Here is a 14,957-nt window from a genome sequence, read left to right on the forward strand (position 1 = left end):
GAGATAGTCCTGGCATTGAATATGGGTGATGCATGCCGCCAAGCGGCACCCGCAAGCGCGCGCTGCCGTATGAATGTCGAACGGGCGGGCAGGTCCTGGTCAGGACCAGGCGGCGTTCACTGCGTCAGGTGCCTGTCTTCAGGCCTTTGCAAGGAAGGCGATCAGGGCGTCGTTTACCTGGTCCGCCGCCTCGTGCTGTACCCAGTGCCCGACGTTCTCCAGTCGGATCTGGTCCACGAGGTTGGGCTGGGCCTCACGTAGCGCTGCCAGGGTGGGCGTCTCGGGGTGGAACATCTGGCATAGCCCGTCCGCTGCTCCCCAGATATAGAGCGATGGCTGTCGAATGACTGCATCCTTGTAAGCTGCCATCAACTCGAAGGTTCTCGCGTAGGCGGTGTAGTAGCTCAATCCGCCGCGGAACCCGGTGCGTTCAAAGGCCTCGATGGTGTGGCGGACGTAGGCAGGATCGGCCCAGTCAGGGACGCCGACCGGCGCCGGCCTCAGCATATGGAGCTGCGGATCCAGTGGATTCCATCGCAGTGCCGGCTCGGGACTCGCGGAAAGCCAGTAGAGAATGCTCGGAATCGCTTGTTCGGCGTTGGCGAACAGCGCATCCGCACCTGGTGCTGCGAGTTCGAAGGCGTAGTAGCGATCGCCCAGCCCGCTGTCGCGCAACGACTGCCAAGGATTGATCTTCCCTCGTGGCGCGAACGGGATACTGATGCTTACGAGCCCGCGGAAGCGGTCCGGCCGCATGAGCGCGGCAAGCTGCGAATGGAAGGCGCCCCAGTCGTGACCGACAATGACCGCGTTATCGATGGAGAGGGCGTCGAGCACGCCGACCAGATCGCCGGTGATATGGAGAGCGGTGTAAAGGTTGGGATCTTCCGGCGCGAAGCTCTGGCCGTATCCCCTCATGTCGAGCGCCACGGCCCTGTAACCCGCCTCGGCCACGGCCTGCATCTGACTCCGCCAGGTCTCTGCGGTATCGGGGAAACCGTGGCAGAACAGGACTGCCGGCCCCTCGCCCTGCTCCATGACGTGGAACTTTCCATCGATGGCATCCACCATCCGTCGACGGACGGGCCACGCCGTTGCGCGCTCGGTCGCCCATCCCAACGCAGGGGCCAGCCCGAGAGAAAGACCGAGGAGGGCAGCGCTTCGAAGGAAATCGCGCCGGGACGAGAGGCGGCCGGTGTCCTGGAGCGGTGTTGCGCGAAGGCTGGGGGGCATATCGATAGTCATGGCTGACGTCCTGTGGAATGAATTACGGATCACCCACCCGCGGTTCATCGCAGCGCACTACTCGGCGCTGGGGGTGGTACGGCTCTGGTGCAGATGCATCGTGATCAGCACGCCCTGCGCCACACCGCGCAAAGCCTGATAGGGCTGCATGCTTGTTGATCGAACCAGCCGGATCGGCAGGCGGCGCGCGTGGCCAACCGTCGAACCGATCCAGTGGAACGCTACTGCGTGGTGCGGGAAAGCGTCTGTTCGCGAACACTCCGGCGATAGTCGGATGGACTCACACGCCGATGCTTGAAGAAAATCCTCGCAAGTACCTGATTGGACGAGTAGCCCACCTCGTGGGCAATCGCCGTCACCGACAGCTCTGTCAGCTCCAGAAGCTCACAGGCCTTCTCCATTCTCAGTTGCGTCAGATAGACCCTGGGCGGAACGCCCAGGCTTTGCTTGAACATGCGCGCGAAGTGGAAAGGCGAAAGCTGCGCCTCGGCCGCCAGTTCGTCGAGGCTGATGTCTTCCGAGAGCCGCGCGTGCATCAACTCGAGACAGCGTCGCTGCGAACCCGAGGCGAGCCCACCTTTGATCTCGACGAACGGAGCGCCACTCAGTCGACACAGTTCGGCGAGAATCTCGCAGCCGGCGGCCCTGGCCAGCAGGCGTGACGGTGCGCCTTCTTCTTCGCTCAAGGCCCAAAGGTTGCGCAGTGCCGATCGGATGGATGGCGCGTGGAATGAGCCCCGGTAGAGTTGCAGGCATTCCACCGTGAACTCACCGTCGACGGCATCCTCGAGCACCTTCTGCCATTGCAGTACGGGAAAGGACAAGCTCCGGAGCTGATGGCTGCTGTCAACCGAAGCCGTATTCGCGAAGTTGGGGGCGGCGAGAAAGAACGCACCCTTCTCGCTCTTGACGTTGTAGTGCCCGCCTCCCGAGTTGCCTATGACACGGCTGCCGCCGATCTGATCCTGGTACAGGACCAGATCGGCCAATGGCGGATGGGACATGTCACCTGCCGGGCGCGCCACGTCGTAAAGATCGAGAATGCCCCCGGGGGATTTCCTCGTCCGCACATAAGAGGCTTGTTGCCCTTGGCCGTACCACTGAGTGAACGAGGCGTTGGTAGGCATGGTTCCTTCTCCAGCTCGGGTGAACAGATACCGCGGCACGCACACTGATACAGATTGTCACTCGGCTCGGGATTTGACGTACGACTACCTGGCGCTGTCGTACCCACCCAGATGCTTGATGGGTGACCAGGCAGGCAGGATATCGGGCAGCGACGGGCCGAACCCTTCGAACTCCTGCGTACCGAATACCACCCTGCCGTCCATGACGGTCAACACCGACGAGACGGATCCGATCTGGTTTTCGGGGATCGTGAAGTAGTCCCTGTCCAACAGAGCAAAATCCGCCAGGTTGCCCGGGGCGATCCGGCCCATTTCTGATTCCGTATTCATGAACCAGGCCGCGCCGCTCGTGAAAAGTTTCAGCGCCTCGGCACGGGAGAGACGATTGTCTTCAGCCAATACTTCTGAGCCCGAGACCGATTTTCCGGAGACCATCCAGCTGATACCGATCCAAGGATTGTACGTTGCTGCACGATAGGCATCCGTGCTCATTGCCAAGGGAATTCCGCTAGCGACGAGTTCGCGCAGGCGTGGTGTTTGCAGCGCCATCTTGCGACCGTGGGTTTTGATGAAACCGTCTCCGTGCAGCGCCATTTTGGGATCCAGGGCCACGCCGCCGCCCAGCGCTTTCACCCTGCGGATGTTGTGTGGACTGATCGTTTCGGCATGTTCCAGGCTCCACCGCAGGCCGTCGAGCGGAATCGTTTCGTTCATCTTCTCGAGCGCATCAAGGAACGGCGTGATGTTCTCGTCATAACTGATATGCATACGGAAGGGAATGCGTCGCTGTACCAGCTTGGAAACATTCTCTTGGACATGCCGCCGCATCTGCTCAGGATCGATGATCACCGCCGGTCGGTCAAAGTTTTCGTGATCGTGGACTTCAAGTTGCAGCACTTCACCGGCACCGCGGTATACATGACCATATGCCAACGTGGGATGTAGGTTGTAGCCTGGACTGATCGGCCCTTTCTTGGTTATTGCCTCGATCTGCGCATCGACCATGTTGATGGGTGAGCCGTCACCAAACTGCATGTCGACAAACGGCATGCGCACGTTGAGACGATTGTCGCGTGCAAGTTGGTCGACGATTCCCTGCGCGAGGGGGTAGCCCCTGTTTCCCGCATCTATGACGGACGTGATGCCAAAGCGGTTCAAATCATGGATGGCATGAACAAGAGCGCTCACCTTCTCTTCGGAGGAAGGCTGTGGAACCATGGTCTCCAAAGCAATGAAGGTGAACGTAAAGCCATGAACCACGCCCGTGTATTTGCCCTGGGCGTCTTTCTCGAATTCGGTGCCAGGCAGCTGCGGAAAGCGGTCCGTGCCCACACCCAGCGCCTTCATCGCCGGCTCGTTCATGATGGCGCGGTTATAGGCGTATTGAACTATTGCAGGGTGACGGGGCACTGCCTTGCGCAGTTCCGCCACGGTGGGAAGTCGGTTTTCCTCGAACTGATACGGCGACCAGCCCCCAATCACTTTCACCCAATGACCGGTCGGCGTGCGTGCAGCCTGTTCACTGAGCATCTCCAGTGCCCGCTTCAACGTTGGCACGCCGTCCCATCGGACGTTGTACGTATAGCTGCTTTCATTGAGTACATGTGTGTGGGCGTCGCTGATGCCCGGGATCAACCTGCGACCACCCGCATCGATGAGGCGTGTACGTTCGTTCTTCAGGCCGATAGCATCCGCATCTGAGCCTACGGCATAGATTCGACCGTCTTTCACAGCCAAGGCCGTTGCGTCAGGCTGAGCCAGATTTCCCGTGAAGATCCTGGCATTGAGTACGATCAGGTCCGCGCCCGGCTTTTCGTGCTCGGGCTGCGCCTTGACTTCCGAAGCCAAGTGGATAGCTAGCAACGCACCCATCAATCGTCCAATCATTTCAGCTCCTCCGCCGCGAGAGGGTGCAAGTCCGCACCCGTGCTACTACCAAATTTTTGGTCACACGTGCCGCTGAGTCGCGGGTCGTGCGAAGGCGGAACCGCTATTGGTAGCTGGAAGTAGTACAGCGATTTCGCCTAGCGTGACTATGGCTGGTCACGTCACACGGTTCGTCGCTGATATTGCGGAGAGAATGCGGATCTTGCGGTTTGATTCCTTGCTGGCGACTCCTGACCGTAGATCCGCGAGCAGTCTGGGGCCACCTAGCCAGAGTTGCTGATGCCCGGCAAAGTCCCGGGTTCCCGCGATTCAATATGATCTCCATGCCGGCGCTACTACCGGATGAAGCCTATTCATCAAACAGAGCGTGCTGAAGGACCCAACGCTCAACTTCTTCATCGTCGCGAATATCACCGTCAAATCGTACAGTTGGGATCTGCGGCACGTTGTCGCCTCGGATACGCCCGTCCCGCGTCATTGCAGCGACCATTACAGTGGCTTGCCCGCTTGGGAGCTTGACTTCGATGGGAGTGCCCGAGCGGCTATCCACAAAGGTCGATAGCCCAATGTGCCGCACACCAGGGAAAAGTTTCAGTTCGTCAACAAATGCGATGCAGGCACTGCCGCAGCCGTAGTCAGTGAGCACGTAGACGTTCGCGGTCACCGGATTTGCCGGTGCAGGGCCTCTTTCGGGGAGTGTTAGCGGCGTTGAACGATGTAGAGGCTTTCCAGCCAGGATAGCTTCACCTTCAATCTCGGCATCGGCGAGCTCATTGATTTCGTAAGGCGGATCAGCCGGCTCTTCATATGCCATCGACACTTTTTTCATGGCCCGAGCAACTTCGATGTAGGCCGGTGACAATCGGTAGACACCGCGAACATGAAGTCGTGCTGTTGCATGATGGTCGGCATAGTCTTCTCCATACAGACCGCGCAGGTAGGCCATGAACCAGTTATAGGGGCCGCCGCCATTGCCGCGTACATCCAGAATGATGAAGCGCTTGTCCCTTAATGTTGGCGCTGCTTCTATCGCTGCGTAAAAATCCTTTGCCTGTTGAGCGCTGGCGGGATAGAAGTAGCCCAGCCTTACCCAAGCGCCATTGCTGCCGACCAGGCGCGTGCTTGCTTCCGGCTTGCTCGATCCCTCCCAAGAACGCACGAGTGGGCCGAGCTCCTTCAGGGGAGCAGCCGTCCAATCCAGCCTTACCGAGCGGTTGTCGATCACGCAATGCACCGGTCTTGGCCGCAGCGGGCTACCACGATCAACGAAGAGTCTTAATGCAACGGCGTTTCGTGACACTTCCAAGGTGTCCGGAAGCCCAACTTCGAGTCGTGCAATTTTTGACACCCACCACGACATGGCCCTCCCATCGCACGACGATATTTCAGCGCCCTCGCTGATGCCTGAGCGCCGAGAAGAAGCTACGCGATAGGAAGTACCATCAAACCTCGCCAGAAAGCCTGGCCAGTTCGAGAGCTGGGCCGGTGTTTGCGCGAAGCGAATGCCCACGTGTGAATCTTGTAGCGTTGCGGCCAGATGTTGCAGGACGGCTTGATACCCGGCCTCGTCCTGGACGAGCGGTAGCCCAGCCTCCACCGTGGCAAGTGTCTGGCCGAACTGCCTATTCCATTCCTCAGGGTCTGGATAAGCCGCGTAGATGTAGTTGTCCCTCAGCGCAGCCGCAAACGCGGCTAGATCTGTATCGGTCTTCTTGCGCCAGTACTCGACAGACGGGGCAGCGCCGGCGGCTTCTTTCGTCGACGCTGCTGCATTGCCGATGACAAGCCCGGCTAGGGCTACGAACACCGAGACCACACACCGGCGACGGATCGGGCCGAGGAAAGGCCGGCACACTTGAATCAGCCTACGCGCGCTCTTGCCGTAAGAGCCACGGGGTTGCCGCCCTCCGTGGCAGCCTTTCGAACCTTGATCCATGACGCCAATGTTCTTCACAGTCGATGCACCCGACAGTAGCGGCGATTACTTTAAGTAACGGGCGTTATGCTACTGAACGTTATTTTAGGGGGCTGTGGGTGTCAAGCGTTTAATATCGCTCGTTACGAATCAGGAGCTGAACTGATGGGTCGCCATCGCCAGTACGACGTCGACGAAGTGCTTGACGCGGCGCTGCACGTGTTCTGGCGCAAGGGTTACGAAGGAACGTCCTATACCGATCTCACGCAGGCCACCGGGGTAGAGCGTCCGGCACTGTACTCGGCGTTTGGAAACAAGGAGGCCCTGTTCAAGCGTGCGTTGGAGCGGTACTACGATCTTTATCTGGCATTCTTCCCCGCCGCGGTGGAGCTAGCCACCTCGCGAGAAGTTGCACAGCGCGTTCTGCTGGGGGCGATCGAGCTCAACACGCGCTATTCCGACCGAAAGGGATGCTTGGTGGTCCATGGCGCAATCGCCGGAACGGATGACTCCGAGGTCATTCGAAATACGCTGATTGAAGCGCGCGCTACCGGAGAAGCCATCCTTCGTGAACGCTTCGAGCGAGCCAGGAGCGAGGGTGATCTACCCAAGTCAGCAAACTCAGCCGTGCTCGCTACCTTCATTTGCGCAGTGCTTCATGGCTTGGCCATTCAAGCCAAGGCAGGGTTTACCCGTGATGTGCTCGAGGCTGTTGCGAACCATGCGCTTTCGACTTGGCCAACCGTTGAACCCAAGCAGTAGCTACGATCACCACAGGATCTAGGTGGGTGATGGCATGTTCTTCCGCTCTCTGTAAAGAGTTGCCTTATGCCGGTTGCCGCACTGGGCCATGCTGCACCAGCGCCGCTTGTGGGATTTGGTGCGGTCGTAGAACCACAGGATGCAGTCCGGGTGCTCGCACTGCCTGACCAGGGCGAAGTCGCCTTCCACGAGTAGCTCGGCCGCGGCTTCAGCCACCGGACCGAGCAACGACGCCGTGGCGTCGCCCCGCGGCACGCGGACCAGCACCATCGCGCCCGTGTCGTCGCGCTGCAGCAGCGGCGATGTCTCGTAGGCCTGCAGGTAGTCGTTGAGGATATCGACAGCCACGGGACCACCGGCCTTGCGGGCGGCGATCGCCTCGCGCACCGCCACCCTCAGTGCACGGCCACGGACCAGCAGGTCCGCCAGGATCTCCACGCGCGCGTCCGAGGTTGCGACGCCCTGGCGCACCAGCCATCGGTGCACCGCCTCGCCCGTGGTCCAGAAATCCATCACATGGCCCTGGTAGCGGGCCTCGGTGTTGAGCAGGTCCAGCGCCAAGTGGTCGCCCACCTGGGGGGCATCGATGCCGCCGGCACCGTCTGGGGACGCCACGACGCTCATGGGAGTAACCTCTAAAATGACTATTGACAGGTTATCACAAAGGGAGCAGGCTGCATCAAAGTAACCCCTTAAATGAAGTTATAAAGGTTACTTCTACCCCCCCACCCCTCCTTACGAGAACCCGTCATGATCCTCAAAAGCCTTCTGTTTGCCGCTGCCACGCTGGGCAGCGCGCTACCCGCCGCCGCCGCCGAGCCCGCCGCGCAAGTCCACTACCGCACCGCCGACATCCAGGGCGTCAGCATCTTCTACCGCGAAGCCGGACCGGCGGACGCCCCAGCCGTGCTCCTGCTTCACGGCTTCGGCGCCTCGTCGCACATGTTCCGCGATCTGATCCCGGTGCTGGCGAAGCGCTACCGCGTGATCGCGCCCGACCTTCCCGGCTTCGGGCAGACCACCGTGAAGCCCGGCATCGCGTTCGACTACACGTTCGACAACGTGGCCTCGGTCATCGACGCCTTCACCGTCGAGCAGGGCCTGGATCGGTATGCGCTCTACGTGTTCGATTATGGCGCGCCGGTCGGCTGGCGCCTGGCCGTGGCGAACCCGACCAAGATCACCGCCATCGTCAGCCAGAACGGCAATGCCTACGAAGAAGGGCTGAGCGCCGGCTGGGCCGACATGCGCAAGGCGTGGGCTGCGCCGACCGCCGAGAACCGCGAAGCGCTGCGCCGCTTCAACACGCCGGACATGATCAAGTGGCAGTACACCGAAGGTGTCCGCGATACATCCCTGGTCGCGCCGGAGAGCTACGAACTGGCGTCCGCCGCGATCGCACGCATCGGCGAGGAGCCGCAGATCGACCTGCTGCTGGACTACGGTAGCAACGTGAAGCAGTACCCGCAGCTGCACGCGTTCTTCCGCCAGTACCAGCCGCCGACGCTGGCGATCTGGGGCAGGAACGATCCGTTCTTCATCCCCGCCGGTGCCGAGGCCTACAGGCGAGACAACCCTACGGCCGAGGTGCGTTTCCTCGACACGGGCCATTTCGCCATCGAGACGCATGGCGGCGAGATCGCGACGCGCATGCTCGAGTTCCTGGATCGCAACATCAGGCGATAAACCGGGCAGCAGAGAGGCGGGCTCTGGACGTAACCACCCCTTGCTTGGCAAGGATGCCATCGCCGTATCGGACCGATGTCCGCTTCTGGCCTATTCCAAAACAAAGCGCGGTTGAATCGGTCATCCGAAGCTGGTCCACTGACGTCCCATTGTTCGAGCGGAAGTAGACGCGATGATGGGACGCCAGGAAGCCGGGCAGGTCCCACTGTTCTACGCGTTCAATCTCGAAAATCACGACCCAGCGAACCACCTGCGTCGCGGTATCGACCAGTTCCTCTATTTGAGCGAGTTGCACCAACATCTCGCGCCGCACTACAGCCACACCGTCCCTCCCTTGATCCTGCTCTACTGATCCGGATGCTGATCGTGGGCCATTGCTTTGGCGTCCGCTCCGAGCGTCGGCCGTGCGAGGACATCCTTCTGAACTTGGCGTACCGCTGGTTCTGTCGACCGGTCCTGGAGGATCCGGTGCCGGATCATTCGACCTTCTCGAAGAGCCGGCGCGGTCGGTTCCGCGATAACGACACCCTGCGCTTCGTGTTTGAGAGTGTGCTGGAACGCTGCTTGCCCGAAAGGCTGGTTGGTGGCGAAGGCTTCGCGATCCGATCCGTCGACACCGCCATCTCGGTGGCGTCAGTCCCATCGAGTTCGAGGCGGCGCATCGACACCGACGCTCAGGTGTCTACTGGATCCCGATAACTCCAGTCTTGTGTGCTGGTGAACGCTCTTATTGTTCGTGTTCCGTGCTCACAACTCCGGTAGGGATTCAGCGACTGATCGAACGGGATGTCCGGCGACCGGTTGCGGGTGATGACGCTGCGCGCGACCTCTTCGATGACCTTGGTCTGCGGAGACGAAACGATGTCGCCCTCGGTGTCGGCCTCGTGTCAGCCATCATCGGCCGTTTCCGGCGTGGTCACGGCGAACCGGCCCGGCAGTTGGCCAGTGGAACCCCAGCCCTTGATGGCCGGTCGGCTCCTTGTCATGGCGGCGGGGTACGCTACAACCGCCGCAGGTGGCGCGACACCGAATAGAATTCACCGATGCAGGACATTCTTGGCGCCTTGGGCGATTTTTTTTCTTCGCTTCCCCATCTGGAATGGTGGGTGACGCTGGCTTGGCTGCTCTACCTGGTGCCGCTATCCGCGTGGATCGTGCTGCAGAAGCGCGAACCGGTGGCCACCCTGAGCTGGCTGCTGTCGCTTGCGCTGCTGCCCTACGTGGGTTACCTGATCTACTTCCTGCTCGGTCCCCAGCGGATCAAGCGGCAACAGCTGCGGCGCACCCGCTCACGCGAGGGCGTAGAGAGCTATGAGGTCTTCGCACCATGCGATGGCAACAGCGCGGAACTGCCGATGCTGGCGCAGAAGACGACCGGGTTGCCGCCGTCCAGCGCGACGTCCGTGCAACAGCTGGTGGACGGTAGCGCAACCTACCAGGCCATTCTCGACGCCATTGCGCTCGCGGAGAACCACATCCACCTGGAGTACTACACCTTCAACGGCGACCGCACCGGACTGCGAATCCTCGACGCGTTGGCGGTCAAGGCACGCGAAGGCGTGCAGGTGCGGCTGCTGCTGGATGCCGTGGGTTCCAACCGATTGAAGAAGCGCGCGTTGAATGCGCTGGTCGCGGCGGGCGGCGAGTACACCTGGTTCCACCCGACACGGTTCCGCCCCTTCACGCGGCCCTGGCTGAACCTGCGCACGCATCGAAAGATCGTCGTGGTCGACGGGCGTATCGCCTTCACCGGTGGCATCAACGTCACCGACGAGGAGGACGAGTCGCTGCGCGACGATGCCTACCGCGACCTGCACTTGCGCCTGGAAGGCGAGATCGTGCGCAGTATCCAGCAGGTGTTCGTCGAGGACTGGGTATATGCAACCGGACAGCAGCGCAAGGATTTCCAGGGTACCCGCCTGTGGAGTGCGAGCGATGCGAACGTGCGTGGCGGCATCGCCGTGCAGGCGCTGGTGTCGGGGCCGGACTCCGCGTGGGAACCGATCCACCGCGCGAAGGTCGCGGCGATCCACGATGCCAGGCAACGCGTGTGGCTGGTGACGCCCTACTTCGTGCCCGGTGAAGCAGCCCGGATGGCGCTCACGTCGGCCGCCCTCGGTGGGTTGGATGTGCGGCTGGTGGTGCCGAAGGTCAGCGATTCGCGTCTGGTGACGCTGGCGGCGCGCTCGTACTTCGAAGAACTGCTGGCGGCGGGCGTGAAGGTCTATGAATACGGACCACGGATGATGCACAGCAAGGCACTGTTGTGCGACGACGCGCTGGCGATCATCGGCAGCGCCAACTTCGACCATCGCAGCTTCCGCCTGAACTTCGAGATCTCGATGATGTTCCGCGACCGCGGCGTCGCCGGCACGCTGGCGCAATGGCTGGAGGGCGAGATTGCCGCGAGCGAGCAGGTGCGGCTCCAGCCGTCGCGCTCGCTCTGGCGCCACCGCTTGCCCGAGGCACTCGCGCGACTGATGTCACCACTGCTGTGAGGCGCGACCGTTTTTGAGCCCGGGTGGAAGCGGTAAGATGCGGCCATCAAGCCCCGGGGGTGGACGATGCACTGGCTTTTCCTGTTGATGGCGATCGGCTGCATGTTCATGGCCGTGCGCACCACATCGATGCCGCTGATGGTCGTCCTGATGCTGGCGTCGCTGGGCTTGCTGGTCGCCTGGATCATGGGCCGCCATGCGCGCCGCCTGGGCGAGACGAGTCGCGACCCCTCGATGATGATCGACCCCGTGGAACTGCGTCGGCTACGCGAGTTGGCCGAAGCACGCCGGATCGCAGCGACACCGCCGACGGAGCCGCCGGCCCCGTGACCCTGCTCAGCGTCAACGTCAACAAGATCGCGGTACTCAGGAATTCGCGTGGCGGTGCCGAGCCCGACGTCGTCCGCGCGGCACGGACCTGCCTGGCGGCCGGTGCACATGGCATCACCGTGCACCCCCGGCCCGATCAGCGGCACATCCGCACCCACGATGTTTACGCACTATCGACGCTGACGCGCACGCACGGCGTCGAACTTAACCTGGAAGGCAATCCGTTCGCCCCACCGCGCGAGGGCTATCCCGGGTTCCTCGCCCTGTGCGACGCCGTCAGGCCGGCACAGGCGACCCTGGTGCCGGACGGTGACGGACAGATCACTTCGGATCACGGCTTCGACTTCACACGCGATGCAGAGCGCTTGCATCCGTTGGTCGTGGCGCTCAAGACGATGGGCTGCCGGGTCAGCCTGTTCGTCGACGCCGGTTGCGAAGGGCTGGAGAAAGCAGCGTTGCTCGGCGCGGACCGTATCGAACTCTATACCGGGCCATTTGCCGAGTCCCTTGCGCGAGGCGATGCAGCAGGCGAGCTCGCCCGCTGCACACGGACCGCCCGCGAAGCGCAGATGTTGGGGCTTGGCGTGAATGCCGGGCACGATCTCAGCCAGGACAACCTGCGCGAGTTCCTGGCCACAGTTCCCGCTGTGCTGGAAGTCTCGATCGGCCACGCGTTGATCGGCGAGGCACTGTACGCCGGCCTGGAGACCACTGTTCGCCGCTACCTCGACATCCTGGACGACGCCTCCAACGGCCAGGGCTGAATCACGCCAGCCCTGGTGTTGGCAAGATCGTCAGTTCCTCATCACGATGTTGCCCATGCCGCTGGCCTGCGCTTGGGCGAGCGCGCTGACCAGGTGCTGGTAGTCGGCGCCGTCGGACGTCTCGACCTGAAGCACGGTCCGAGGATCGTCGATACGCGCTTCGTCCAGCCGCGCACGCAGCTCGGCCAGCGTCACCACCCGGTCGTCAAGCGTGTAGTTGCCTGCCAGCCCGACCTTCAACACCAGATCATTGGACGGCTCGACCGACTTCGTCGGTGGCACCGGTTGCGGGAGCATCACGTTGATCGGACGAGACAGCAGCGGTGCGGTGACCATGAAGATGACCAGCAGCACCAGCATCACGTCCACCAACGGGGTGATGTTGATATCGGCCAGTTCGGAACGGCTTGCGGGAGCGGAGAACGCCATGGCACACCTCCTTCTGTCAGGACCGTGTGCCTGACGCTACGCCCGTCCCCGGAACCGCGCAAGTCGCCGCCTCTCCGCCAAAGAAAAAACGCCGCCCTGGAGGGCGGCGTTCAAAGGTGTGTTTGCGCGTCAGGGTTACTGCACGAAACCGATCTTCAGCATCTGCGCGTTCTTGGCGGCGGCCAGTACCTTGGCCATCACCTCGTAATGCGCTTCCGACTTGGCTTCAATGCGCAGTTCCGGCTGGTTGGTCGGATCGCGCTGCACTTCGTTTTCCATCCGTTGCTGCAGGTCCGCCACGCTTACCGGGCTGTTGTTCCAGTAGATCGTGTTGTCCGTCTCGATCCGAAGCTCGATCGGCGGCGGCGGTTCCTTGACCTGCGGCGGCGGGTTGATCACGCGCTGCGGCAGGGCCACTTCGATCGGATACGTCATGATCGGCGCGGTCACGATGAAGATGATCAGGAGCACCAGCATCACGTCCACGAGAGGCGTGACGTTGATGTCGGCCATGGGGCCCTTGCTACCACCACTGCTGAATGCCATGGCTTACTGCCCCTTCTCTTTCGTGGCCACGTAGCCGATATCCAGCATGCCCTGGCCCTGCGCGATCTTGGTGACGTCCGCGATGACACCCATCTTGGTCGTCTTGTCGCCGCGCAGGTTGAGCTTCGGCTGCGGCTGCAGCTGGGCCACGCTGGACAGTCGCGACTCGAGGATTTCCTTGCTGACCGGCTCGTCGCCCCAGTACAGGTCACCATTCTCCTTGACGGAGATGGTGATCGGCGGGGTCTTCGGACCATCCGGATCTTCCTTTGCGATCTGGGGGGTCTCGGGCAGGTCAATCTTCACCTTGTGCGACATCAGCGGCGCCGTGATGATGAAGATGATCAGCAGCACCAACATCACGTCCACGAGGGGAGTGACGTTGATCTCGGCCATCGGGCCACCGCTATTACCACTACTGAAAGCCATGACGGGCTCCGTCTAGAACGTTGCGTTGACTGCTTGTACCGCCGGCTCAGCGAACGCGCGAGCCGGTGGCGAAGAAGTCGTGCAGGTCATGCGCGAACGTGTCGAACTTGGCGATGACGGCCGCATTCGTCTTGCTGAAGAAGTTGTAGGCGAACACCGCCGGGATGGCGACGAACAGACCGATGGCGGTCATGATCAGCGCTTCACCCACCGGGCCGGCGACGGCGTCGATCGAGGCCTGGCCGGTTGCGCCGATGCGGATCAGGGCGCCGTAGATGCCCCACACCGTACCCAGCAGACCCACGAACGGCGCGGTCGCACCGACGGTGGCGAGCAGCGTCATGCCGCCCTGCAGGTTGGTGCTTTCGCGGGTCACGGCCTGACGCAGGGCGCGGTCGACGAATTCCGAACGGCTCAGCGTCTCACCCGAACCTTCCGAACGCTGGTGGTGCGCGGCGGCCTGGGCGGCGTCGAGGGCGATCTTGGAGAACGGTTCGTTCTTTGGCTGTTCTTCCATCAGGCGGATGGCGTCTTGCGCGTTCGGGGTTTCCCAGAAGGCGCTGGTGACGCGATCGGCCTGGCCCTTCAGGCGGCTGCTGCGCAGCACGTTGATGACGGTCCAGTACCAGGACATGGCGGACATGATGACCAGGGTGAGCAGCACGACCCAGGAGACGATGAACTCGCCCGGCTTGCTGACCATTTCGCTGATCATGTGCTCGAAGCCCATCTGCGACAGGGCATTCGCGGCGTTGTTGCCCCCGGCGGCGGCGGCGAAAAGGATTTCCTGCAGCATGACGCTTACCTTTATATAAGTGTTGGTTGAGAGTGTTGCGGGTTACGTTGGAATCTGTGGATGCCCTGATGGGGCATCAGCCACCCATGTTGAAGTCCACTGGCACGCGGACGCGGCCTGCAGCCTTCTGGCCATTGACGACGGAAGCGTTGAAGCGCCACTTGCGTGCTGCCTCCATCGCGGCGCGGTCGAGATCGCGATTGCGGCTGGACTTCTCGACCGACACGTTGGTGACATTGCCGTTAGCATCCACGTCGATGATCAGAATGACCGTGCCTTCGATACCGGAGCGCGCAGCAGCGGGCGGATAGCGAGGCGGGTTCATGTTCTTCGACGAGATGTCGACGCTGGCGCCGATGTCCGGCGACGGCGACGGCGGAGCGGGCGGCGACGGTGGCGTCACGATGTCGGTCGGACGCGGCTCGGCGACGTCAACCGGCGGTGCTTCCGGCGGTGGCGGCAGCGGCGTGGTCCGCGGTGGCGCAAGGTTCTTGACCGGCGGCGGCGGCGTATCCTGCGGCGGCGGTGGCGGCGGTGGTGGCG

At 62.1% G+C, this 14,957-nt stretch carries 16 protein-coding genes and 1 pseudogene; 6 read left to right on the forward strand and 11 right to left on the reverse strand.

Annotated elements, in window-relative coordinates; translation table 11 throughout:
- Positions 1-138 precede the first annotated feature (138 nt).
- The 4 genes from AX730_RS16385 to AX730_RS19005 all read right to left on the reverse strand — a co-directional run bounded on the left by AX730_RS16385 (position 139) and on the right by AX730_RS19005 (position 6,213).
- Entirely contained in the window at positions 139-1,245 is a 1,107-nt protein-coding gene (locus AX730_RS16385; protein ID WP_198147229.1) for an alpha/beta fold hydrolase, read from the reverse strand.
- 221 nt (positions 1,246-1,466) lie between these two features.
- A complete protein-coding gene (locus AX730_RS16390) occupies positions 1,467-2,372 on the reverse strand; it encodes a helix-turn-helix domain-containing protein (protein ID WP_062358269.1) in 906 nt (301 codons plus the stop codon).
- A gap of 84 nt (positions 2,373-2,456) precedes the next feature.
- Positions 2,457-4,259, reverse strand: coding sequence for an amidohydrolase (locus AX730_RS16395; RefSeq protein WP_062358270.1), 1,803 nt, complete (start codon positions 4,257-4,259; stop codon positions 2,457-2,459).
- Positions 4,260-4,608: 349 nt separating this feature from the next.
- Positions 4,609-6,213, reverse strand: coding sequence for a hypothetical protein (locus AX730_RS19005; RefSeq protein ID WP_157074310.1), 1,605 nt, complete (start codon positions 6,211-6,213; stop codon positions 4,609-4,611).
- A 126-nt stretch (positions 6,214-6,339) separates the two neighbouring features.
- On the opposite strand from AX730_RS19005, the gene AX730_RS16400 reads away from it, so the two are divergent.
- Positions 6,340-6,936 carry a TetR/AcrR family transcriptional regulator gene (locus AX730_RS16400; protein ID WP_062358271.1) on the forward strand — a complete coding sequence of 199 codons (597 nt, stop codon included), beginning with the start codon at positions 6,340-6,342 and terminating at the stop codon, positions 6,934-6,936.
- A gap of 18 nt (positions 6,937-6,954) precedes the next feature.
- Here AX730_RS16400 and AX730_RS16405 read toward each other — a convergent pair whose 3' ends face one another.
- A complete protein-coding gene (locus AX730_RS16405; RefSeq protein WP_198147230.1) occupies positions 6,955-7,551 on the reverse strand; it encodes a CGNR zinc finger domain-containing protein in 597 nt (198 codons plus the stop codon).
- A gap of 135 nt (positions 7,552-7,686) precedes the next feature.
- Here AX730_RS16405 and AX730_RS16410 point away from each other — a divergent pair, with 135 nt between their 5' ends.
- Positions 7,687-8,622 carry an alpha/beta fold hydrolase gene (locus tag AX730_RS16410; RefSeq protein WP_083538006.1) on the forward strand — a complete coding sequence of 312 codons (936 nt, stop codon included), beginning with the start codon at positions 7,687-7,689 and terminating at the stop codon, positions 8,620-8,622.
- Here AX730_RS16410 and AX730_RS19595 read toward each other — a convergent pair.
- Positions 8,612-8,923 carry a hypothetical protein gene (locus AX730_RS19595; RefSeq protein ID WP_198147231.1) on the reverse strand — a complete coding sequence of 104 codons (312 nt, stop codon included), beginning with the start codon at positions 8,921-8,923 and terminating at the stop codon, positions 8,612-8,614. The genes AX730_RS16410 and AX730_RS19595 overlap by 11 nt on opposite strands.
- Positions 8,924-8,955: 32 nt before the next feature.
- Here AX730_RS19595 and AX730_RS19600 point away from each other — a divergent pair.
- The 4 genes and pseudogenes from AX730_RS19600 to AX730_RS16435 form a co-directional block, all read left to right on the forward strand.
- Positions 8,956-9,321: pseudogene (locus AX730_RS19600) on the forward strand (transposase); the annotation flags it as partial.
- Positions 9,322-9,665: 344 nt separating this feature from the next.
- On the forward strand, positions 9,666-11,120 hold the full coding sequence (cls, locus tag AX730_RS16425) for a cardiolipin synthase (protein WP_062358275.1): 1,455 nt from the start codon (positions 9,666-9,668) through the stop codon (positions 11,118-11,120).
- Positions 11,121-11,186: 66 nt separating this feature from the next.
- On the forward strand, positions 11,187-11,450 hold the full coding sequence (locus AX730_RS16430) for a hypothetical protein (RefSeq protein WP_062358276.1): 264 nt from the start codon (positions 11,187-11,189) through the stop codon (positions 11,448-11,450).
- On the forward strand, positions 11,447-12,214 hold the full coding sequence (locus AX730_RS16435) for a pyridoxine 5'-phosphate synthase (protein ID WP_062358277.1): 768 nt from the start codon (positions 11,447-11,449) through the stop codon (positions 12,212-12,214). The genes AX730_RS16430 and AX730_RS16435 overlap by 4 nt, the downstream gene beginning before the upstream one ends.
- Before the next feature lie 30 nt (positions 12,215-12,244).
- On the opposite strand, the gene AX730_RS16440 is transcribed toward AX730_RS16435, so the two are convergent.
- From AX730_RS16440 to AX730_RS16460, 5 genes are all read right to left on the reverse strand, one after another.
- Positions 12,245-12,643: an ExbD/TolR family protein gene (locus AX730_RS16440; RefSeq protein ID WP_062358278.1), complete on the reverse strand. Its 399-nt coding sequence runs from the start codon at positions 12,641-12,643 to the stop codon at positions 12,245-12,247.
- A gap of 135 nt (positions 12,644-12,778) precedes the next feature.
- Positions 12,779-13,189 carry an ExbD/TolR family protein gene (locus tag AX730_RS16445; RefSeq protein WP_062358279.1) on the reverse strand — a complete coding sequence of 137 codons (411 nt, stop codon included), beginning with the start codon at positions 13,187-13,189 and terminating at the stop codon, positions 12,779-12,781.
- Positions 13,190-13,192: 3 nt separating this feature from the next.
- Positions 13,193-13,618 carry an ExbD/TolR family protein gene (locus tag AX730_RS16450; RefSeq protein ID WP_062358280.1) on the reverse strand — a complete coding sequence of 142 codons (426 nt, stop codon included), beginning with the start codon at positions 13,616-13,618 and terminating at the stop codon, positions 13,193-13,195.
- A 46-nt stretch (positions 13,619-13,664) separates the two neighbouring features.
- Positions 13,665-14,414, reverse strand: coding sequence for a TonB-system energizer ExbB (gene exbB, locus AX730_RS16455; RefSeq protein WP_062358281.1), 750 nt, complete (start codon positions 14,412-14,414; stop codon positions 13,665-13,667).
- A gap of 76 nt (positions 14,415-14,490) precedes the next feature.
- A partial coding sequence (locus AX730_RS16460) for an energy transducer TonB (protein WP_062358282.1) occupies positions 14,491-14,957 on the reverse strand: 467 nt, incomplete at its 5' end.

This window comes from Pseudoxanthomonas mexicana, from assembly GCF_001556105.1.
Classification (GTDB): Bacteria; Pseudomonadota; Gammaproteobacteria; order Xanthomonadales; family Xanthomonadaceae; genus Pseudoxanthomonas_A; species Pseudoxanthomonas_A mexicana_A.

What these genes read in the sequence shown, in the direction of transcription:
- AX730_RS16385 (WP_198147229.1), bottom strand. Translation starts at nt 1,245, where the DNA reads ATGACTATCGATATGCCCCCCAGCCTTCGCGCAACACCGCTCCAGGAC.
- AX730_RS16390 (WP_062358269.1), bottom strand. Translation starts at nt 2,372, where the DNA reads ATGCCTACCAACGCCTCGTTCACTCAGTGGTACGGCCAAGGGCAACAA.
- AX730_RS16395 (WP_062358270.1), bottom strand. Translation starts at nt 4,259, where the DNA reads ATGATTGGACGATTGATGGGTGCGTTGCTAGCTATCCACTTGGCTTCG.
- AX730_RS16400 (WP_062358271.1), top strand. Translation starts at nt 6,340, where the DNA reads ATGGGTCGCCATCGCCAGTACGACGTCGACGAAGTGCTTGACGCGGCG.
- AX730_RS16410 (WP_083538006.1), top strand. Translation starts at nt 7,687, where the DNA reads ATGATCCTCAAAAGCCTTCTGTTTGCCGCTGCCACGCTGGGCAGCGCG.
- AX730_RS19595 (WP_198147231.1), bottom strand. Translation starts at nt 8,923, where the DNA reads ATGTTGGTGCAACTCGCTCAAATAGAGGAACTGGTCGATACCGCGACG.
- cls (WP_062358275.1), top strand. Translation starts at nt 9,666, where the DNA reads ATGCAGGACATTCTTGGCGCCTTGGGCGATTTTTTTTCTTCGCTTCCC.
- AX730_RS16430 (WP_062358276.1), top strand. Translation starts at nt 11,187, where the DNA reads ATGCACTGGCTTTTCCTGTTGATGGCGATCGGCTGCATGTTCATGGCC.
- AX730_RS16440 (WP_062358278.1), bottom strand. Translation starts at nt 12,643, where the DNA reads ATGGCGTTCTCCGCTCCCGCAAGCCGTTCCGAACTGGCCGATATCAAC.
- AX730_RS16445 (WP_062358279.1), bottom strand. Translation starts at nt 13,189, where the DNA reads ATGGCATTCAGCAGTGGTGGTAGCAAGGGCCCCATGGCCGACATCAAC.
- AX730_RS16450 (WP_062358280.1), bottom strand. Translation starts at nt 13,618, where the DNA reads ATGGCTTTCAGTAGTGGTAATAGCGGTGGCCCGATGGCCGAGATCAAC.
- exbB (WP_062358281.1), bottom strand. Translation starts at nt 14,414, where the DNA reads ATGCTGCAGGAAATCCTTTTCGCCGCCGCCGCCGGGGGCAACAACGCC.